We start from the raw sequence: 20661 nt of genomic DNA on the forward strand, positions 1-20661 counted from the left end.
GCATCTTAAAAAGAGATGCTTTTTTTGTTTCTTACATAAGGGTAAAACACGAACATTAATACCCACCAAATCTAATAAAGTACGTCAATAAGGTTGTTTTCTTTCGGAATTTATGGTTTACTAAAGATGAATTATTCGTGCGTAGGAGGATTCCATTAATGAAAGTCCTTGTAGGTGTGATCATGGGCAGTACCTCAGACTGGGAAACCATGAAGGAAGCGTGTTCCATTTTGGATGAATTGCAAGTTCCTTATGAGAAGAAAGTAGTATCGGCTCATCGAACGCCTGATTATATGTTTGAGTATGCCACGACGGCAAAAGATAGAGGGATTGAAGTGATTATTGCAGGTGCCGGAGGAGCGGCTCATCTCCCAGGCATGGTAGCAGCCAAGACCGAATTGCCGGTTATCGGCGTGCCAGTTAAGTCTTCTACACTGAACGGATTGGATTCTTTGCTGTCCATCGTTCAGATGCCCGGCGGAGTTCCAGTAGCGACTGTGGCCATTGGGAAGGCTGGAGCGATCAATGCAGGTTTGTTAGCTGCTCAGATCCTAGGGATTAAATATCCTGAGATTCAAGAACGGTTCGTGGCAAGGCGCGAGAACACCCGCGTGAGTGTCATGGAGGGAGGAGAGCTCCTGTGACTATGATTAAACCGGGTTCAACGATTGGCGTTTTAGGTGGAGGTCAGCTAGGGCGAATGATGGCTCTAGCCGGACGGAACATGGGATACCGCTTTGTAACCCTAGACCCCACCCCAGACTCTCCATGTGGACAAGTGGCAGATCGTCAGATTATCGCTGCGTTTTCGGATCTGCAAGGAGCCAGTGAATTTGCTCGTTCTTGCGATGTAGTGACTTATGAATTCGAAAACGTGGATGCCCAAGTAGCTGCTGAGCTTGAAACCACCTCGTTTGTCCCGCAGGGAAGCGAGTTGTTAAAAATTACCCAAAACCGGATTAGAGAAAAAACGACGTTACATTCTTTTGGCATTCCTGTAGCTCCGTTTGAGGTGATCACTTCCGAACAAGAGCTGCAGGAAGCTGTGGGGAAGTTGGGTCTTCCTTGCGTGATGAAAACTGCTACGGGCGGCTATGATGGCAAGGGACAATGGGTGATTCGATTCATGGATCAGATCCCAGCTGCGTTTGCCGACTTGAACCGTACAGGGGCCGAGCTGATTGTGGAGCAGTTTATCTCGTTCCAGAAAGAGCTGTCGGTCATTGCTGCACGCAGTACCACGGGAGAAGTAAAGGCTTTTCCAGTAGCGGAAAATATTCATATCGACAACATTTTGCATCAAACCATTGTGCCGGCGAGAGTGTCCCAGGATCAAGCACAAAAAGCAGAGGAAATTGCCTTGCGGATTGCGAGTTCGTTGAACGTGGTGGGATTGATTGCAGTAGAGATGTTTCTAGCGGACGATGGACAGATTATCGTCAATGAGCTGGCGCCGAGGCCGCATAATTCCGGACACTTCACGATGGAGGCTTGTGTGACTTCGCAATTTGAGCAGCATATTAGAGCCATTTGCGGGTTACCGCTCGGAGAAGTGCAGATGCTATCCCCTGTCGTGATGGTGAATATCTTGGGAGAGCACGTGGAGCCTGTTTTAGAACGAATTCAGCATTTGCCAACGACGGCGAAGCTTCACTTATACGGAAAGAAAGACAGCAAAATCAAAAGAAAGATGGGCCACATCAATTTCTTGGCTCCGACGGTGGAAGAAGCCTTACAGCAAATCGATGAACTAGACATTTGGAATAAAACGGAGGTAACCCTATGATTTCAAGATATAGCCGACCTGAGATGACCGCCATTTGGACAGAGCAAAATAAGTTCCAAGCTTGGTTGGAAGTGGAGATTTTAGCTTGTGAAGCCTGGGCAGAGCTTGGACATATTCCCAAAGAAGATGTGAAAGTGATGCGGGAAAAGGCGAGCTTCGATATTGATCGCATCTACGAAATAGAAGAAGAAACCCGCCATGATGTCGTGGCCTTTACTCGTGCGGTTTCCGAGACGCTAGGAGAAGAGAAGAAGTGGGTGCATTATGGACTAACCTCGACCGATGTCGTAGATACCGCCTTATCTTATTTACTTCGCCAAGCGAATGCGATCTTGAAGCGTGATCTGGAGAATTTTATTGACATTCTGACGGAAAAGGCCAAGGAACATCAACATACGGTCATGATGGGACGTACCCACGGGGTGCATGCAGAGCCCACTACTTTTGGTTTGAAGCTTGCTTTATGGCGTGAGGAGATGAAGCGCAACTTGGAGCGCTTTGAGAACGCAGCTGAGCGTGTGGCTTTCGGTAAGCTATCCGGTGCAGTAGGAACCTATGCGAATATCGATCCGTTCGTAGAAAGCTATGTGTGCGAGAAGCTAGGACTTCAAGCCGCACCGATTTCTACTCAAACGCTTCAGCGTGATCGCCACGCGGAGTATATGGCTACCCTTGCTCTTATCGCTACTTCTATCGAGAAGTTTGCAACCGAAGTTCGCGGTCTGCAAAAAAGTGAGACAAGAGAAGTGGAGGAAGCCTTCGGAAAAGGACAAAAAGGATCTTCGGCCATGCCGCATAAGCGCAATCCGATCGGAAGCGAGAACATGACGGGACTTGCTCGCGTGATTCGCGGATATATGGTTTCTTCTTATGAGAATGTACCGCTATGGCATGAACGTGATATCTCACATTCTTCTGTAGAGCGTGTGATTTTGCCGGATGCGACCATTCTATTGAACTATATGTTGAATCGTTTCGGGAATATCGTGAAAAACTTGACGGTTTTCCCTGATAACATGAAGCGCAACATGGAGCGGACCTTTGGATTAATCTATTCCCAGCGTGTGCTATTGAAGCTTATTGATAAAGGATTAAGCCGCGAAGAAGCGTACGATACGGTACAACCGAAAGCGATGCAGGCGTGGGAAGAACAGCGCTCTTTCCGTCAAATCCTTGAGGAAGATCCGAAAGTTACGTCCATGTTGACCCAAGAGGAAATGGACGATTGCTTTAACTATAACTGGCATTTGAAACATGTCGACACTATCTTTGAGCGTTTAGGTCTTTCTTAAAAAACGGGAAAAATGGGGGTAAGCTGCAATGGAAAAGTTAGGGTTGCTTTATGAAGGGAAAGCCAAGAAAGTCTATAAAACCGACCAGCCCGGCTACTACTGGATTGAATATAAAGATGACGCTACTGCCTTTAATGGGGAAAAGAAAGCCCAAATTACAGGCAAGGGCGTTTTGAATAATGAAATCAGCTCCATTTTTCTTGAGATGCTAAAAGAAAAGGGCATTGAAAATCACTTTGTTAAAAAAGTGTCTTCCACCGAACAAATTGTACGTCAGGTTACCATCATCCCCATCGAAGTCGTTGTTCGTAATATTGCAGCAGGCTCCCTTGCAAAACGCTTAGGCATGGAAGAAGGAACGCCGCTGGCTCACCCGATCGTGGAGTTCTATTACAAGGATGATGCGCTGGGCGATCCGTTTATTAATGATCATCACGTATCCGTATTAAATCTAGCTACACAAGAGGAAGCAGACTTGCTTAAAAAAATAGGCCTTCAGGTCAACGAAGTCTTGAAGCCTTATATGGCCGAACGAAACATCTTATTAGTGGATTTCAAGCTTGAGTTTGGCAAGACCGAGGAGGGTCAGGTGATCCTAGCGGATGAGATTTCACCGGATACCTGCCGTTTCTGGGATGCCGATACGAAAGAAAAGTTGGATAAAGACCGTTTCCGTCGAGACCTAGGAAGCGTAGAAGAAGCCTATCAAGAAATTTTAAAACGTCTAGGAGGAGAAGCTCATGTTTAAAGCTACCGTTTATGTAACGTTAAGAGAAAGTGTACTAGACCCTCAGGGAGTGGCCGTTCAAGGCTCTCTTCATTCCCTTGGATTTGATGAAGTAGGCAACATTCGCATCGGTAAATACATGGAATTAGAAGTGAACTTGAAAGATAAAGCAGCAGCAGAAGAGCGTGTAAAGGAAATGTGCGAAAAGCTGTTGGCTAACACCGTCATTGAGGATTACCGCTACGAGCTACAGGAGGTCTAAATCGATGAACTTCGCCGTAATTGTATTCCCTGGTTCTAACTGTGACATCGATATGTATAAAGGGGTCGAAGATAGCTTAGGTCAACCGGTGGATTATGTTTGGTTTACAGAAACGGATCTTTCTAAATATGATGCGATCCTTATTCCAGGAGGCTTCTCCTATGGTGACTATCTTCGCCCAGGAGCGATGGCTAGCTTTGCTCCAGCCATGGAAGAAGTGAAGAAAGCTGCCGCTGCTGGCAAGCTGGTTCTTGGCGTGTGCAATGGGTTCCAGATCTTGACTGAGGCAGGACTTCTTCCCGGAGCGCTTCGCCGCAACCAAAGCTTGAAGTTCCAGTGTAAAATGGTCGATCTTAAAGTAGAAAACAACCAGACTCCGTTTACGCTCGATTATGCGGAGGGAGAATGGATCAAGATACCGATCGCTCATGGCGATGGCAACTACTATTGTGATGAAGAAACACTAAACGAGCTAGAGCAAAACAATCGCATTATCTTCCGTTACGAAGGGCACAACCCGAACGGTTCAATAAATGAAATTGCGGGAATTATGAATGAAAACGGAAATGTCCTAGGCATGATGCCTCATCCTGAGCGAGCTGTCCATGAGTGGTTGGGCTCCGAAGACGGAAAGCGGATGTTTACTTCAATTCTTAAGTACTGGAGGGAGAAGAACGGTGCAGCATAGAGAGCCTACCCCTGAGCAGATCGAAGAGCAAAAAGTTTATCGTGAAATGGGATTAACGGAAGAAGAGTACCAAAAAGTGGTGGATATTTTAGGCCGCAAGCCAAATTATACAGAAACAGGGATCTTTAGTGTGATGTGGTCGGAGCACTGCAGCTACAAGAACTCAAAGCCGGTCCTACGCCGCTTCCCTACCAGTGGACCGCACGTTCTCCAAGGTCCTGGAGAAGGAGCGGGAATTGTCGACATCGGGGACAACCAAGCCGTTGTTTTCAAAATTGAAAGTCATAACCATCCATCTGCGATTGAGCCTTATCAAGGAGCTGCGACGGGTGTGGGCGGGATCATCCGCGATGTATTCTCCATGGGAGCAAGACCGATCGCCCTCTTAAACTCCCTTCGTTTTGGAGAATTGGATACACCAAGAACCAAGTACTTGTTTGAAAATGTGGTAGCAGGGATCGCCGGGTATGGAAACTGTATCGGAATTCCTACCGTTGCCGGCGAAATCTACTTTGACCCAAGCTATGAAGGAAATCCTTTAGTCAATGCGATGTGCGTGGGCTTAATTAACCATGATCAAATTCAAAAAGGGGTAGCCAAAGGAATCGGCAATCCAGTCATTTATGTAGGAGCTTCCACGGGACGAGATGGGATCCATGGCGCCACTTTTGCTTCTGAAGAATTAAGCGAAGGATCCGAAGCGAAGCGCCCTGCGGTTCAGGTGGGAGATCCGTTCATGGAGAAGCTTCTCCTAGAAGCTACTCTTGAATTAATTGATTCCGGTCTGGTTGTAGGGATCCAGGACATGGGTGCGGCTGGTCTTACCAGCTCCAGTTCGGAAATGGCGAGTAAAGCAGGAAACGGCATCGAGTTGAACCTAGACCTCGTACCTCAGCGTGAAAAAGGAATGACCGCTTACGAAATGATGCTTTCTGAGTCTCAAGAGCGGATGCTCGTTGTAGCAAAGCAAGGGACAGAAGAAGATGTCTACAAGATTTTTGAAAAGTGGGGTCTTCATGCGGTGGTGATTGGCCGTGTTACGGATGACAATCGACTGCGCATCCTTCACCAAGGAGAAGTGTTTGCAGATATTCCAGTAGACAAGCTGGCAGAAGATGCCCCTGTGTATCATAAGCCTTCTAAGGTTCCGGCTTACTATGAAAACTATGCCACCTTAGATACCACTCAATTGGATGAGCCGAAGGATTACAACGAAACCCTTCAAAAGCTCCTGTCTGCTCCTACGGTTGCAAGTAAAGAGTGGGTATACAATCAATATGACTATATGGTTCGTACGAATACGGCCGTACACCCAGGTTCTGATGCTGCGGTTGTAGCCATTCGAGGAACGCGTAAGGCCTTAGCGATGTCGGTAGACTGTAATGGACGCTACGTTTACCTAGACCCATATCATGGGGGAGCTATTGCGGTAGCAGAGGCGGCTCGTAACGTGGTCTGCTCTGGAGCGAAGCCTCTAGCCATTACCGATAACTTGAACTACGGAAGTCCAGAGAAGCCTGAGATCTTCTGGCAATTAGAGCAATCGGCAGATGGAATCAGCGAAGCATGCCGAGTTTTGAATGCTCCGGTTATTGGCGGTAACGTAAGTTTATATAACGAGACGAATGGGGTAGCCATCTATCCAACGCCAACCATCGGTATGGTTGGGTTGATTGAAGATATGGACCACATCACCACTCAATCCTTCAAGGATGAAGGGGACGTAATTCTTCTACTAGGTGAAACCAAGGCGGAGATTGGTGGATCCGAGTACCAGAAGCTTCAATTGGGTCGAATTGAGGGACGTCCTCCACAAATTGATTTAGAGCTGGAGTCCCGTGTTCAAGCCGTTACGCTCGAAGCCATCAAACAAGGCTTCGTCAAGTCTGCTCACGACTTAGCAGAAGGCGGTTTGGCCGTAGCGGTAGCAGAGAGCTGCATCAGCGGAACTGTAGGAGCTGAAGTGAACCTGGATGTGAATCTTCGTCCAGACTTAGCCCTCTTTAGCGAAACACAATCTCGAATTCTCTTGTCCGCGACAAGTGAAAAGGCAGAAGAAATTATTAAGCTGGCTGAGGCGAAAGGTGTGGCGATATCCAAGCTAGGTAAAGTCACAGGTGACCAACTCATCATAAGCGTCAATGGCCAGAATGTTATCGAACAGCCATTGTCCACAGCCAAAGCAGCTTGGAAGGATGCGATTGCATGTTTGATGACGTAATTTGGGATAAGTTAAATGAAGAGTGTGGAGTGTTCGGGGTGTTTGGTCATCCCGATGCTCCTCAGCTTACGTATTACGGAATTCATGCTCTTCAACATCGCGGTCAAGAATCCGCAGGGATCAGTGCTTCGAACGGAGAGAAGTTCTCTTATCACCGGGGAATGGGCTTAGTCACCGAAGCGTTTGGCAACAAGGAATTAGAGCAGATCAAAGGTCATTTGGCCATCGGTCATGTTCGCTATACAACGGCAGGCGAAAGCAAGATTGAAAATGCCCAGCCTTTAATTTTCAAATATAGTCAAGGCAATCTAGCTCTTGCTCATAATGGAAACCTGGTCAATGCGAAGCAAGTGAAGCACCAACTCGAGCGACAGGGTTCTATCTTCCAAACCACTAGTGATACGGAAGTGGTTGCCCATTTGATTGCTCGCTCGGGCTATGACCGGATCGAGGATGCCGTTCGGGAGTCTCTTCGTATGATTAAGGGGGCATATGCTCTTCTTATCATGACAGAAACCAAGTTGATTGTAGCTCTGGATCCCAATGGGTTGCGTCCTTTATCTCTAGGTACCATTGGTGAGGGGTACGTGGTATCATCTGAAACCTGTGCCTTTGACGTGATTGGTGCAGATTATCTCCGTGAAGTGGAACCGGGTGAGATGATTATCATCGATAAGGATGGAATGCGTTCCGAACGTATCTCCGGAAATACCCAACGTTCCATCTGTTCATTTGAATATATCTATTTTGCTAGACCAGACAGTGATATCGATGGCATTAATGTGCACCAAGCGCGCAAGCAGCTTGGCAGACAATTAGCAAAAGAAGCCTCTATAGAAGCAGATGTCGTCACAGGGGTTCCTGATTCCAGTATTTCAGCTGCTATCGGCTATGCGGAAGCAACCGGAATTCCTTACGAGCTAGGATTAATTAAAAACCGCTATGTTGGTCGTACCTTTATTGCCCCAAGCCAAGAGCTACGGGCCCAAGGGGTTCGAATGAAGCTCAGTGCGGTGCGCAAAGTAGTCGAAGGAAAGCGCGTGGTCATGATCGATGATTCGATTGTTCGCGGAACCACAAGTGGACGTATCGTTCGTATGCTTCGTGAAGCAGGAGCAACCGAGGTCCATGTGCGAATCAGTTCCCCTCCGGTTATGAATCCTTGCTTCTATGGCATTGATACCTCTACGCGTGAAGAGCTGATTGCGGCCAAGAAGAGCATTGAACAGATGCGTGAGTTTATAGGGGCAGACAGCTTATCGTTTCTTTCCGTTGATGGCTTGATGGAAGGTGTAGGGAGAGGAAAAGAACATCCCAATCGAGGTCATTGTTTAGCATGCTTTACAGGACAGTATCCTACTGAGATCTATGAGGATGAGCAGGCAGAGACCCACTGTGCGAGCTTAAGCAATTGACGCTAATAAGGAGGAACGGACATGAGTGACGCCTATCGCAAGGCTGGCGTGGATATAGATGCAGGAAACGAAGCAGTGGAACGAATGAAAAAGCATGTCAAAAAAACCTTCCGACCTGAGGTGCTAACAGGGTTAGGCGGATTTGGCGCGCTGTTTCAGCCGGATATGAAAAAGTATGAGGAACCTATCTTAGTTTCCGGGACGGATGGGGTAGGAACGAAGCTAAAGATTGCCTTCGCTATGGATAAGCACGACACGATTGGGATCGATGCGGTTGCCATGTGTGTGAATGATGTTGTGGTGCAAGGGGCAGAGCCTTTATTTTTTCTCGATTACCTCGCTTGTGGAAAAGTGCTTCCAGAGAAAATCGAAGCGATTGTTAAAGGAATTGCGGACGGTTGCGAAATGTCAGGCTGTGCTCTTATTGGCGGAGAAACCGCTGAGATGCCAGGCATGTATGCCGATGGGGAATACGATATTGCCGGTTTTACCGTTGGGATCGTAGATCGCAAAAAGCTGATTGACGGCTCATCCATCTCACCGGGTGATGTGGTTTTAGGTCTTGCTTCTAGTGGTGTTCACAGTAATGGATTTTCGCTTGTACGCAAGGTGCTTCTTGAGGATGCTGGCTTAACCCTCGACACGCAAGTGGAGGAATTAGGAACAACGCTGGGGGATAGTCTCCTCACGCCTACACGAATTTATGTCAAGCCTCTTCTTGAAGTGATGAACGAGTTCCAAATCAAAGGGATGGTTCACGTAACAGGCGGTGGATTCTACGACAATATTCCAAGAGTATTGCCGCAAGGGGTTCAGGTCGATGTGGAAAAAGGAACATGGCCCGTATTGCCGATCTTTAACTTGATTCAAGAAAAAGGCGGCATTACCGACTATGATATGTACCGAACTTTTAATATGGGGATTGGTATGATCCTCGTAGTTTCTGCAGAAGACAGCGCTGCGGTTGTAGATAAATTAGCTTCTCTTGGCGAGAAGGCTTATCGCATCGGAACCGTTGCCGAAGGAAATGAAGAGGTACGTCTCGTCGGAGGAAATTAGCAATGAAGATCGCCGTATTTGCATCAGGAACCGGTTCTAATTTTGCTGCAGTGGTGGAAGCCGTGAAAGAGGGGCGGTTAAAAAATATAGAAATCGCGCTATTGGTTTGCGATCGTCCGGGTGCGTTGGTGATAAAAAGGGCTGAACAGGAATCCATTCCTGTTTTTTCTTTTCAGCCTAAGGAATATCCCGACAAAGCTGCTTATGAACAGCTTGTGCTAGATAAACTGCAGGAGCAAGGAGTCGAGCTGATTGTTCTGGCAGGCTATATGAGACTCATCGGACCAACCTTGCTTCACTCGTATTCAAGCCGGATGATCAATCTTCATCCCTCGCTTCTTCCCGCTTTTACAGGGAAGGATGCCATTGGACAAGCGCTGGACTATGGAGTGAAGATTACAGGGATCACGGTCCACTTTGTGGATGCCGGAATGGATACGGGCCCCATTATTGCGCAACGGAACGTAGAGATCGAATCGGGTGAAACGAAAGAAACCCTTTCCCATAAAATACAGATTCAAGAGCATCAGCTTTTGCCAGAAGTCATCGGTTGGATCGCCGAAGGCAAAATCAAGCTAAACGGAAGAAAGGTGGAGATGAAATGACAAGAGCATTAATTAGTGTTTCCGATAAAACAGGTGTGGTGGAATTAGCCAAGGAGTTGGAAAAGCTAGGTGTTGAAATTATTTCAACTGGCGGAACCTCCAAGCTATTGAAGGAACAAGGGATTAAAGTAACGGGAATTTCAGAGGTCACGGGTTTTCCAGAGATATTAGATGGACGTGTTAAGACGCTTCATCCGAATATCCATAGCGGTTTATTGGCCATCCGAGATAAGGAAGAGCACCAAAAGCAGCTCGAAGAATTAAAGATCCAACCGATTGATCTCGTCATTGTGAACCTTTATCCATTCAAGGAAACCATCAGTAAAGCAGATGTTACGTATGAGGACGCCATTGAGAACATCGACATCGGCGGGCCGACCATGCTTCGTTCTGCAGCGAAAAACCATGCGTTCGTCACGGTTGTAGTAGACGCTAAGGATTATGAAGGTGTCGTTGCGGAAATGAAAGCAGGAGAGGTAAGCCTAGAAACACGCCGTCGCTTGGCTGCGAAGGTGTTCCGTCATACGGCTGCTTATGATTCCCTGATATCCAACTACTTAACCGAGCAAGTGGGCGAGGAATGGCCAGACCAATATACGGTGACCTTTGAAAAGGTGCAGGACCTTCGCTACGGGGAAAACCCTCATCAAAAGGCAGGCTTCTATCGTGCGCCCCTAGCTGGAAAAGGTACCTTGAGTACAGCAGAACAGCTGCATGGTAAAGAATTATCTTATAACAATATTAACGATGCAGATGCAGCCTTGCAGCTCGTGAAGGAATTTTCAGAGCCGGCTGTTGTTGCGGTTAAGCACACCAATCCTTGCGGAGTAGGAACGGGTAAGACCATCCTTGAAGCGTATCAAAAAGCGTATGAATCTGATCCGGTTTCCATTTTTGGCGGGATCATTGCCGCGAACCGCGTGATTGATAAGGACACCGCTCTGTTGATGAAGGAGTTATTCCTCGAAATCATTATGGCTCCTGGGTTTGAAGAGGACGCTCTCGAGGTCTTGAAGGAAAAGAAGAACCTAAGACTACTTAAGCTTGCGGAAAACAAGGCAGACGAGAAGCCTGCTCTTCGACTTTCCTCTGTTCAAGGCGGTTTACTGGTACAAGAAGAAGATATCAAGCAAGTGACAGAAGCAGACCTTCAAGTCGTAACCGATCGAAAGCCAACTCCAGAAGAGCTTGAACAGCTTCTATTTGGGTGGAAAGTGGTCAAGCATGTGAAATCCAACGCCATCGTGTTGGCTCGGGATTTCCAAACGGTTGGTGTAGGAGCAGGTCAGATGAACCGTGTCGGTTCCGCGCGTATTGCGATTGAACAAGCTGGTGATAAAGCCAAAGGATCCATTCTTGCTTCCGATGCGTTTTTCCCTATGCCCGATACCATTGAAGAAGCGGCAAAAGCAGGGGTAACCGCGATTATCCAGCCTGGAGGCTCGATTCGAGACAAGGAATCGATTGAAGAAGCCAACAAGCATGGGATTGCCATGGTGTTAACAGGGGTACGTCATTTCAAACACTAATGTTTAAAAGGAGGAGCTACCATTGAATATTTTAGTGGTGGGAAGTGGCGGTCGTGAACACGCGATTGTCTGGAAACTGGCTCAAAGTCCAAAGGTAGAAAAAATCTATTGTGCTCCTGGTAATGCCGGGATCGCGCAAATCGCGGAATGTGTTCCGATTAGCGTAATGGAAATTGAGAAGCTTGCGCAGTTTGCCGAGGAGCAAAAGATTGACCTCACCTTTGTAGGACCCGAGGATCCTTTGTTGGGCGGCATCGTCGATGTATTTGAAGAGCGTGGCTTAACGGTTTTTGGTCCGAAGAAAAATGCAGCCTTAATCGAGGGAAGCAAAACCTTCGCAAAGGATCTCATGAAAAAGTACAACATCCCGACAGCGAAGTATGAGTCCTTTGATACGTATGAAGAAGCTCTCACCTATCTGCGCAAGGAAGGTGCTCCCATTGTGGTGAAGGCCGATGGTCTCGCGGCAGGAAAAGGAGTCACGGTAGCCTTGACGCTAGAAGAGGCGGAGGAAGCTCTTCGCCAAATTATGAAGGATGAGGTTTTTGGATCGGCTGGAGCCCGAGTGGTCATTGAAGAGTTCCTTCAAGGAGAGGAAATGACACTGCTTTCCTTTGTAGACGGAACCACTGTAAAGCCGATGGTCCCTTCCCAAGATCACAAGCCGGTCTACGATGAAGACAAAGGTCCGAATACCGGTGGAATGGGAACGTACTCGCCGGTTCCTCATATGCCGCAGAGCTTGGTTGAGCAAATCATCCAAAACATCGTAAATCCAACGGCTGAAGCGATGGTCAAAGAAGGTTCTCCTTTTAAAGGTATTTTATATACGGGACTGATCATTACGAAGGATGGTCCTAAGGTGATCGAATATAATGCCAGATTTGGCGATCCAGAAACGCAAGTCGTTCTTCCTCGCTTAGACACCGATTTGGTTGATATTTTGATTGCCGGTGCGACAGGCGAGCTGGAAAAGCTAGATGTCCAATGGAAAAAAGAAGCCGCGGTGTGTGTGATCATGGCTTCTGGCGGATATCCAGGTCCTTATGAGAAAGGTAAGGAAATTACGGGATTGGATCAAGTAGGAGAAGAAGCGATCGTGTTCCATGCGGGGACGGAGCTGAAGGATGGTAAAGTGGTAACCAACGGAGGCCGGGTGTTAGCGGTGACCTCCATTGGAAGTACGGTACAAGAAGCTCGCGATAAGGCGTATCAAGCGGTTCAGAAAATATCCTTTGAAGGCGCGCATTATCGCAGCGACATTGCCCAAAAAGCTCTTCGGGCTTAGCGGTTTTTGGCTTTGCGATTCAGGTGAAACAAAAGATAGCCAATAACGGCTATGGACCCTACAACAGAGGCGATAACAAAGAAGTTATCGCCAGCCAGCTCTAATACTCTGGCGCTATTCATGCATAGTCCCCCTTTCTTGTTCTGCTTGCGCTTGTGCTTGCGGTGGAACAGGAGAGGGGGATTCTACTTTTCTGCGAGCAAAGTAATTGGTTGAAGGCGGCATTTTTCTTTCCCTACCCAGCCCGTCTCGGGTACTCCATCCCATCATGGCCGAGAGGGGGCAGAAACGGGTGATGCCTTCCGCAATTTTTTGCGCTCCCAAAAAGGTAAGGAACAATCCCCCTCCACCTTTTCTTGACATGCGAGAAACTCCCCAGCCGAAGGCTAGGAATCCCAGACTAAGACGAATTAAGGCATCTACAGTCCCGACATTTTTCTTCATTGTATAGACCCTCCCTATTTTTAAGGTTCTCTCTAGTTTTTGTTGACGTAGAAAAAGCATACAAACGATGGAGGATGACGGAAAATTTGAAAATATGGTACAATAAAGAAATCAAATACATAATAGGGGGACCGTATGACGAAACCCATTCGCCCATTGAAGGAAGACAAAGTGAAAGGATTGATTGACGTTTCCCGCGGTGTGTTGCCAGCTACCACCTGGATCCGAAACGGGAAAGTATTAAACGTCTATACAGGAGAAGTTGAAGAGGTTGATATCGTCCTATTTCAGGATCGAATTGCCTATGTAGGGAAAAAACCACCCATGACAGATGCCGATACCATTGTGATGGACGCCTCTGGGTATACGTTGGTCCCTGGCTATATTGAGCCGCATGCTCATCCTTTCCAATTAGCGAATATTGAATCTTTCTCCGCTTTTTCCTTAAGTCTAGGAACGACGACTATGGTCAACGATAATCTCATTTACTATCTCAATATGGGAGCCGAGGAATTTCAATATCTATTGGACTATTGCTCCAGGTTACCGATTAAAAATTATTGGTGGGCACGCTTGGACCCGCAGAGTACTCAACCTGAGATGGTCGCTAAGTTTACGACTGAGCGTTTGATCGAATTATTAGGCCAAGAAAGTGTGCTCCAGGCGGGTGAGTTGACCTCTTGGACGCAATTAATTGAGGGGGATCCCGCCATGATCAGCGGCATCACAGAAGCGAGAAATCAAGGGAAAAGAATTGAGGGACATAATCCGGGAGCTTCGTCAGAAACGCTAAATGTGATGGCTGCCTTAGGCGTAACCGCTTGTCATGAGTCGATCAAAGGAGAGGAAGTCATGCGCAGGCTGCGGTTGGGTATGTATGCAACCTTGCGGCATTCTTCGATCCGACCGGATATTCCCCATCTCGTTAGGGAGTTAAGGGAGAGTGGATTTAACTTCGAAGCCGCCTCTAGACTCTTGATGACAACGGATGGTTCGATGCCGCCTTTTCATCAGCATGGATGCGTAGACTACCTGATCCAATTGGCTATCGAAAATGGTGTACCCGCTCCGGTGGCTTATCGCATGGCGACCTTAAATCCAGCTGTTTACTATGGACTGGATCAAGAGATCGGCGGAATTGCTCCCGGACGCCTCGCGGATATCCTATTTTTGAAGGACCTTCATCAACCCAAGCCAGTAAAGGTCATCGCTGAGGGAAGGCTGGTGGCGGAAGAAGGCCAACTGCTCGAGAGCTTGCCTCCGGTCGACTGGGAGAAACTTCGCTTTCTGCCCATGGATAAGAAGTGGAGAATGAAAAAAGAGTGGCTTGATGAAATCGATAAAGAATCATTGCCGATACTTGAGCTGCTAAATGCCGTAATCATCCGGCATCAGGAAGGACATCCAGACGGCGTGAATCAAGCGGACCTATGTTATGCGGTATTGATTGATCAAGATGGCAAATGGATGACAACTGGGCTATTAAAGGGCTTTGCCCATCGGTTGGATGCTTTTGCGGCAACCATTACCGCTTCCCAAGACATGCTGGTTATTGGACAATGCAAGGATAGCATGACCCAAGCGGTGAATGAGCTTCTTGACCGAGGGGGTGGAATACTCCTTAAAGAGAATAGAGAAAATTTATTCCAATTAGACTTGCCTTTAGGAGGAAAGATGAGTCGACTAAACATGGAGGAACTAATTGAGGAAACCATTCAGCTTGTGCACCTTTTAAGGGAAAGAGGACACCGTCATATTGACCCTTTTTATACGATGTTTTTTTTGTCAGCAACACATCTGCCCGATCTGCGCTTAACAGCCCAAGGTGTGTTCTCTATTAAGAATAACAAGGTGATTTACCCTTCAAAGCCTCTTTAAATAATTGATAGATTATCTAACAAGTAGAGAGAATATTCGCTCACTCCCCTTTATACTTGGATGTATAGAGAGGGAGTGTTTTTGTGTACAGGTTATGAAAATACTTTACGCAACAAGTAATTAGAAAGTTTGAGGGAAGACTTCGCAAAATAAAATATGCGATATATCGTAGGTGTTAGCGTTTCCAATTAGTTTACAACACAATGGAGTGGGTAAAAAAATTATTTATAAAAATTTGTTTTTTGCTCTTGCAAAAATTCAAATAACTTATAAAATAAGGCTATAGAAATATTTTACCAAATCAGAATTATCTAAGGGGGTAAGTAGAAAGATGAGAAAACCATCATTTTTGGCAGCGTCTCTTGTTCTTTCGCTAGGAATGTTGCTTAGCGCTTGCGGAGGCGGCGGGTCCACACCAACCGGAGGGAGTGGGGATCAGTCCAAGCCTGCTGAACAGCCGGCAAGTAGCGGCTCAGCGGTAATCAAGATTGCAACACAAAGTCCACTCTCTGGGGAAAATGCGGAGATGGGGGAAGACATCAAGCTAGGTGCTGAGCTTGCATTGAAGGATAATGCTGAGAAGTTCAAGGCTATGGGATTTGACCTACAGTTGCTTCCGAAGGATGACAAGGCAGACCCTGCCACAGGAACCACCAATGCGAAAGCACTTGTAACGGATCAGGATGTATTGGCTCTTGTAGGTCACTTGAACTCTGGGGTTATGGCTGCTGCAGGTACAACCTACGAGGGTGCAGGCTTACCCGTGGTATCACCATCCAATACGAACCCGCAACTCAGCCAAAATGGTTGGAAGACTTTCCACCGTATTTGCGCTCGTGATGACAACCAGGGACCAGCTGCTTCTCAATATATTAAGGACCAAGGTTTAAATTCTGTATATGTCATTGACGATGCAACCGACTATGGTAAAGGGTTAGCCATTGAGATGAAGAAAAAGGCCGAAGAGCTTGGGCTTAAAGTAATCGCACATGAATCTGTAAGTGCACAAGAAATGGAATTTAACACGCTAGTAACGAAGATCAAGGCTTCTAACTCTGAAGCTGTATTCTTTGGTGGAATGTACGCTCAAGGCGGACAATTCTTAAAGCAATTGAAGGATAAGCAATACACGGGTATGTTCCTAGGTGGAGATGGACTTGATAATGGCGGATTTGTAACAGCTGCTGGTGCTGAAGCTTCCAAATTGGCTCGCATCACTTCTGTAGCGGGTGATATCACCGCTTCTGCTGAAGGTCCAGCTTGGGTTGATCGCTTCAAGACTTCTTTCAAGAGAGATCCGGGAGCATTCGCTGGTTATGGATATGACGCAGCACTTGTTGTATTGAACGGATTAGAGCAAGCGATTAAAGACAACGGTGGCAAGAAGCCAACTCGTGAGCAGGTGAACGCGGCTATCTCTGCAACGAAAGACTTTAAAGGTATCCTTTCTACCACGACTTTCGACGACAAAGGAGACAACGTAAACGCTTCTGTATTCATCAAGAGCTTCGAAAAGGGAGCCTATCCTCCAGATCAAATCGCAGAAATCAAGTAGTCTGTTTTAGAAAGCTCGACAAGGGGCGACGCCATGTCGTCCCTTTCCTATTGGCTTTAAATGCTATGGTTCATCTATAGAACCCTGAATACAAGCAGAAAGAGGGGTAAACTCATGGGTTTTGATTTTTACATTGCCATATTGCCGCAGGTCCTGATTGACGGACTCACCTTGGGGTTCTTATATGCCGTTGTTGCCCTTGGCTACACCATGGTTTATGGAATTTTAGAGTTAATTAACTTTGCCCATGGAGAGATCTTCATGGTGGGGGCCTTTGTTGGCACAGAGGTATTGTTACTATTGCAAGCAACGGGTTTATTAGAAGGAATGAATCCTTTCCTCTCCTTGTTTGGTGCCTTGCTCATCGCATCGCTTTTCACTGGGACACTTGGAGTTGGGATCGAGAGAATTGCTTATCGTCCACTTCGTAAATCACCTCGCCTTGTTGTATTGATCTCAGCTATTGGTGTTTCATTCTTGCTTCAGGATTTAGTTCGTTTAGTAGAAGGGGTAACACGTGGGGCCTTCTTCTTAAACAGTCCGCAATTATTTACTACGAATTTTCAAGTCTCAGAAATGGCAATCCTCCCCATGAAATCCGTCATCATTATGGCTTCAGCCATCATTATGATGATTGGTCTTTCGTTCTTTGTTTCCAAGACCAAGTGGGGGAAAGCGATGCGTGCGGTAGCTCAGGATCAAGGAACCTCTGCTCTGATGCAAATTAACGTAAACAAAGTCATTGCGATTACTTTCTTTATCGGTTCTGGTTTAGGAGGAGCTACGGGGGTACTCTATGCACAGTATTTCTCTACCATTAATCCCTTTATCGGTTTCCTCTTAGGGCTCAAGGCCTTTACGGCTGCTGTACTTGGGGGGATCGGGAACATTCAAGGCGCCATGTTCGGTGGAGTCATGCTCGGGATGTTTGAATCTTTAGGTTCCGCGTATCTCGAGCCGCTCACACATGGAGCTATGGGTGCAGAATACAAAGACGTACTTGCTTTCTCTCTCTTGATTCTGGTCTTGCTCTTTAAGCCAGAAGGATTGTTCGGAGAAGCAGTGAAAGAGAAAGTGTAGGTGAAGAGCACATGGAAAAGCTGAAAGCTCTACTGTCAAATCAAAACACTCAATACGCCGTTGTGAGTATTTATCTATTAATTGCTTCGCTTTGGTTGCATTATGCGAGCAAGTCCATCATTGCTTTCTTGATGCTCTTGTTTTCGTTTCTTGTCCTTTATTACTCTAACAAGATACCCACGAAAACTCGTGTAATTGTCGGGGTGCTGATCTTTACCGTCCTCCTCCCGTTAGCTTCTGGCGGAAACCAATATTATATGGAAGTTGCGTCAAATGTAGGGATCTACATTGCGATGGCGCTCGGTCTCAATATCGTCGTTGGTTTCGCGGGTCTTTTGGACTTGGGGTACGTGGCCTTTTTTGCAGCGGGTGCCTACGCTTATGCGATCTTCGCAACCGCTCAAGCGAATAACTTTATGCCTGATTGGATGCAGTTCCCGCTCGGCGGAGAATGGTTCTGGCCGTTCCTCTTGGTAGGACTCGTCGTGGCAGCCATCTTTGGTATCTTGCTCGGTCTGCCTGTTCTAAAAGTAAAAGGGGACTATCTGGCCATTGTAACGCTTGGGTTTGGTGAGATTATCCGTATCGTATTTAATAACTTAGATAAGCCGATCAATATCACCAATGGTCCGCGTGGAATTCCTGCGGTGGCCCAGCCGGAGTTGTTTGGATACCAATTTAACACATCTACCCACTACTATTATTTGGTGCTTATCGTCATCGCGGTGATCATCATTGCCAATAAGCGCTTGGAGATTTCACGTCTAGGCCGTGCCTGGATTGCCATTCGTGAAGACGAGCTAGCCGCTCAAGCCATGGGGATTCCGCTAGTACGTACGAAGCTATTAGCGTTCGCTACAGGTGCATCTTTTGCTGGAATTGTAGGTGTAATCTTTGCTGCTAAGCAAACGTTCATTGATCCTACTAGCTTTATCTTAATGCAGTCCATTAGTATCCTCGTTATGGTCATCTTGGGCGGAAATGGAAGCGTGCCAGGCGTTATCGTCGGAGGGGCGATTATCACCGTTCTAAACGTATCCGTTCTTCAGGAAATCTCTGAGTGGATTCAGCAATTGAACATGTCCGGAGTCATCAGTATTCCAAACGAATTGGATCCTTCGAAGTTCCAACGATTAATCTTTGGTGTGATCCTGATCGCTATTGCCATCTTCAGACCGATGGGAATTATCCCAGCTAAACGCCCGGAAATTGATCTGGAGAAGGTGAAAGAGTTGGATAAGACCTTGCCTCAAACCGGTATTTTGAGTCAAGTCCAACAAGGGGGTAAAAGCTCATGAGCAACGTTTTAGAGATTAAAGGGATTACGAAGCGTTTTGGCGGATTAACCGCCGTTTCAGACGTAAGCGTCAAGATAAAGAAAGGCTCCATTACCGCTGTTATCGGTCCTAATGGGGCGGGCAAAACAACGTTTTTCAACATGGTGACGGGCTTTTATATTCCCGATGCGGGGGATATCCTTCTGGATGGACAAAGCATCAAAGGTCTTCGTCCAGACATCATCGCATCTAAAGGGATTTCTCGGACCTTCCAGAACATCCGCTTATTCAAGGAAATGACGGCCCTTGAGAACGTCATGGTAGGGATGGATACTCAGCTCAAGTCAGGTCTGATGGGGATCTTAGCGAATTTCCGCGGCGTGAAGCAAGAAGAAGAGCGTGTTATGGTGGAAGCCTACCGCATCCTTAAATATGTAGGGATTGATCAGATCGCGACCCATCAAGCACAAAGTCTTCCTTATGGTCTACAGCGTCGCTTAGAAATTGCTCGCGCGTTAGCAGCACAACCCAAGGTCATTCTGCTAGACGAACCAGCGGCAGGGATGAACCCAAGAGAAACGGTGGAATTGACCGATTTTATCTTCCGCTTGCGCGACGAACTTAATCTTACGATCGTTCTGATCGAGCATGACATGAAATTGGTCATGAAGCTTAGCGAAAATATTCACGTGCTGGATTACGGTCAAAAAATTGCGGAAGGAAACCCGGAAGAAATTCGCAATAACAAGCGAGTGATCGAAGCTTACTTAGGTAAGAGCGGGGAAGAGGAAGCATCATAGGCGAAAGCTGGATAGAGGTGAAAACATGGCACTATTAAAAGTAGATCAAATCCACACCTATTATGGCGGAATACATGCGCTAAAAGGCATCTCGGTTGAGGTCAACCAAGGCGAAGTAGTTACCTTGATCGGTTCCAATGGAGCCGGCAAATCCACGACGCTAAAAGCCATTTGTGGGCAAGTCGCTACGAAGCAAGGCTCCATACTATATGAAGGGAGAGACATCACCAATGTCCCTCCTCATATTACCGCATCTTATGGTATTGCCCATGTACCGGAAGGGAGAAGAATCTTTCCGAAGATGACGGTAAAGGAAAACCTAGAAATGGGTGCCTTTGGACTTAAAGATAAGAAGGACATTGAAGAAGGGTTTGAGCGTTCTTTTCACTACTTCCCGCGCCTGAAGGAAAGAATTAATCAAAAAGGCGGAACGATGAGCGGTGGAGAGCAACAGATGTTAGCTATTGCACGCGGCCTCATGTCCAAGCCGAAAATTCTTATGCTAGACGAACCTTCCATGGGACTTGCCCCCATCTTGGTGGAGCAGATCTTTACGATCGTTCAAGAATTGAACAAGGAAGGCATGACCATTTTGCTCGTCGAGCAAAATGCCAATCAAGCTTTGCAAGTCGCTCATCGCGGATACGTCATCCAAACCGGAGAAATCATCCTTAAGGATGAAGCGAGTAAATTGTTAACCAATAAGCAAGTAAAAGAAGCTTATTTATCTTAAGATGTTAAAAAGGAGGTCGAGA

20 protein-coding genes are annotated in these 20661 nt (G+C 46.8%); 18 read left to right on the forward strand and 2 right to left on the reverse strand.

All coding sequences use genetic code 11. The features are described 5' to 3' along the window. Positions 1 to 158: 158 nt before the first annotated feature. The 12 genes from purE to purD are packed head-to-tail and all read left to right on the forward strand — an operon-like array spanning position 159 to position 12872. Complete coding sequence (purE, locus tag EIZ58_RS06125) at positions 159 to 644, forward strand: 5-(carboxyamino)imidazole ribonucleotide mutase (RefSeq protein ID WP_134699681.1); 486 nt, start codon at positions 159 to 161, stop codon at positions 642 to 644. A gap of 2 nt (positions 645 to 646) precedes the next feature. After that, complete coding sequence (purK, locus tag EIZ58_RS06130; RefSeq protein ID WP_134700925.1) at positions 647 to 1786, forward strand: 5-(carboxyamino)imidazole ribonucleotide synthase; 1140 nt, start codon at positions 647 to 649, stop codon at positions 1784 to 1786. Further along, a complete protein-coding gene (gene purB / locus EIZ58_RS06135; protein WP_134699682.1) occupies positions 1783 to 3078 on the forward strand; it encodes an adenylosuccinate lyase in 1296 nt (431 codons plus the stop codon). Before purK ends, purB begins: the two co-directional genes overlap by 4 nt. Positions 3079 to 3106: 28 nt before the next feature. Beyond that, positions 3107 to 3826 (forward strand): phosphoribosylaminoimidazolesuccinocarboxamide synthase, encoded by a 720-nt coding sequence (purC, locus tag EIZ58_RS06140; protein WP_134699683.1) that lies wholly within the window; start codon positions 3107 to 3109, stop codon positions 3824 to 3826. Further along, the gene (purS, locus tag EIZ58_RS06145; protein ID WP_134699684.1) at positions 3819 to 4067 is read left to right on the forward strand and encodes a phosphoribosylformylglycinamidine synthase subunit PurS; all 249 of its coding nucleotides are present in this window, start codon (positions 3819 to 3821) and stop codon (positions 4065 to 4067) included. The genes purC and purS overlap by 8 nt, the downstream gene beginning before the upstream one ends. Before the next feature lie 4 nt (positions 4068 to 4071). Then, positions 4072 to 4755: a phosphoribosylformylglycinamidine synthase subunit PurQ gene (gene purQ, locus EIZ58_RS06150; RefSeq protein ID WP_134699685.1), complete on the forward strand. Its 684-nt coding sequence runs from the start codon at positions 4072 to 4074 to the stop codon at positions 4753 to 4755. A gap of 46 nt (positions 4756 to 4801) precedes the next feature. Further along, on the forward strand, positions 4802 to 6976 hold the full coding sequence (purL, locus tag EIZ58_RS06155) for a phosphoribosylformylglycinamidine synthase subunit PurL (RefSeq protein ID WP_240689018.1): 2175 nt from the start codon (positions 4802 to 4804) through the stop codon (positions 6974 to 6976). After that, complete coding sequence (purF, locus tag EIZ58_RS06160) at positions 6961 to 8391, forward strand: amidophosphoribosyltransferase (protein WP_134699687.1); 1431 nt, start codon at positions 6961 to 6963, stop codon at positions 8389 to 8391. The genes purL and purF overlap by 16 nt, the downstream gene beginning before the upstream one ends. Before the next feature lie 21 nt (positions 8392 to 8412). Next, positions 8413 to 9450: a phosphoribosylformylglycinamidine cyclo-ligase gene (gene purM / locus EIZ58_RS06165; RefSeq protein ID WP_134699688.1), complete on the forward strand. Its 1038-nt coding sequence runs from the start codon at positions 8413 to 8415 to the stop codon at positions 9448 to 9450. A gap of 2 nt (positions 9451 to 9452) precedes the next feature. Continuing rightward, positions 9453 to 10055 carry a phosphoribosylglycinamide formyltransferase gene (gene purN / locus EIZ58_RS06170; protein WP_134699689.1) on the forward strand — a complete coding sequence of 201 codons (603 nt, stop codon included), beginning with the start codon at positions 9453 to 9455 and terminating at the stop codon, positions 10053 to 10055. Beyond that, positions 10052 to 11584 carry a bifunctional phosphoribosylaminoimidazolecarboxamide formyltransferase/IMP cyclohydrolase gene (gene purH / locus EIZ58_RS06175; protein WP_134699690.1) on the forward strand — a complete coding sequence of 511 codons (1533 nt, stop codon included), beginning with the start codon at positions 10052 to 10054 and terminating at the stop codon, positions 11582 to 11584. The genes purN and purH overlap by 4 nt, the downstream gene beginning before the upstream one ends. 22 nt (positions 11585 to 11606) lie before the next feature. Further along, positions 11607 to 12872: a phosphoribosylamine--glycine ligase gene (gene purD, locus EIZ58_RS06180; protein ID WP_134699691.1), complete on the forward strand. Its 1266-nt coding sequence runs from the start codon at positions 11607 to 11609 to the stop codon at positions 12870 to 12872. On the opposite strand, the gene EIZ58_RS34790 is transcribed toward purD, so the two are convergent. Continuing rightward, positions 12869 to 12994, reverse strand: coding sequence for an EYxxD motif small membrane protein (locus tag EIZ58_RS34790; protein ID WP_255438231.1), 126 nt, complete (start codon positions 12992 to 12994; stop codon positions 12869 to 12871). The genes purD and EIZ58_RS34790 overlap by 4 nt on opposite strands. Beyond that, complete coding sequence (locus EIZ58_RS06185) at positions 12987 to 13316, reverse strand: YgaP family membrane protein (RefSeq protein WP_134699692.1); 330 nt, start codon at positions 13314 to 13316, stop codon at positions 12987 to 12989. Before EIZ58_RS06185 ends, EIZ58_RS34790 begins: the two co-directional genes overlap by 8 nt. A 135-nt stretch (positions 13317 to 13451) precedes the next feature. Between EIZ58_RS06185 and EIZ58_RS06190 the strand changes: the two genes are divergently transcribed. From EIZ58_RS06190 to EIZ58_RS06215, 6 genes are all read left to right on the forward strand, one after another. Continuing rightward, complete coding sequence (locus EIZ58_RS06190) at positions 13452 to 15194, forward strand: adenine deaminase C-terminal domain-containing protein (RefSeq protein ID WP_134699693.1); 1743 nt, start codon at positions 13452 to 13454, stop codon at positions 15192 to 15194. 331 nt (positions 15195 to 15525) lie between these two features. After that, positions 15526 to 16749: a branched-chain amino acid ABC transporter substrate-binding protein gene (locus EIZ58_RS06195; RefSeq protein WP_134699694.1), complete on the forward strand. Its 1224-nt coding sequence runs from the start codon at positions 15526 to 15528 to the stop codon at positions 16747 to 16749. 114 nt (positions 16750 to 16863) lie between these two features. Then, positions 16864 to 17829 carry a branched-chain amino acid ABC transporter permease gene (locus EIZ58_RS06200; protein WP_134699695.1) on the forward strand — a complete coding sequence of 322 codons (966 nt, stop codon included), beginning with the start codon at positions 16864 to 16866 and terminating at the stop codon, positions 17827 to 17829. 11 nt (positions 17830 to 17840) lie between these two features. Further along, on the forward strand, positions 17841 to 19127 hold the full coding sequence (locus EIZ58_RS06205; protein WP_134699696.1) for a branched-chain amino acid ABC transporter permease: 1287 nt from the start codon (positions 17841 to 17843) through the stop codon (positions 19125 to 19127). Further along, the gene (locus EIZ58_RS06210) at positions 19124 to 19906 is read left to right on the forward strand and encodes an ABC transporter ATP-binding protein (RefSeq protein ID WP_134699697.1); all 783 of its coding nucleotides are present in this window, start codon (positions 19124 to 19126) and stop codon (positions 19904 to 19906) included. The genes EIZ58_RS06205 and EIZ58_RS06210 overlap by 4 nt, the downstream gene beginning before the upstream one ends. 25 nt (positions 19907 to 19931) lie before the next feature. Further along, positions 19932 to 20639, forward strand: a complete 708-nt coding sequence (locus EIZ58_RS06215; protein WP_134699698.1) for an ABC transporter ATP-binding protein — start codon at positions 19932 to 19934, stop codon at positions 20637 to 20639. Positions 20640 to 20661 lie beyond the last annotated feature (22 nt).

The sequence above is a fragment of the Ammoniphilus sp. YIM 78166 genome, assembly GCF_004522215.1.
Classification (GTDB): domain Bacteria; phylum Bacillota; class Bacilli; order Aneurinibacillales; family RAOX-1; genus YIM-78166.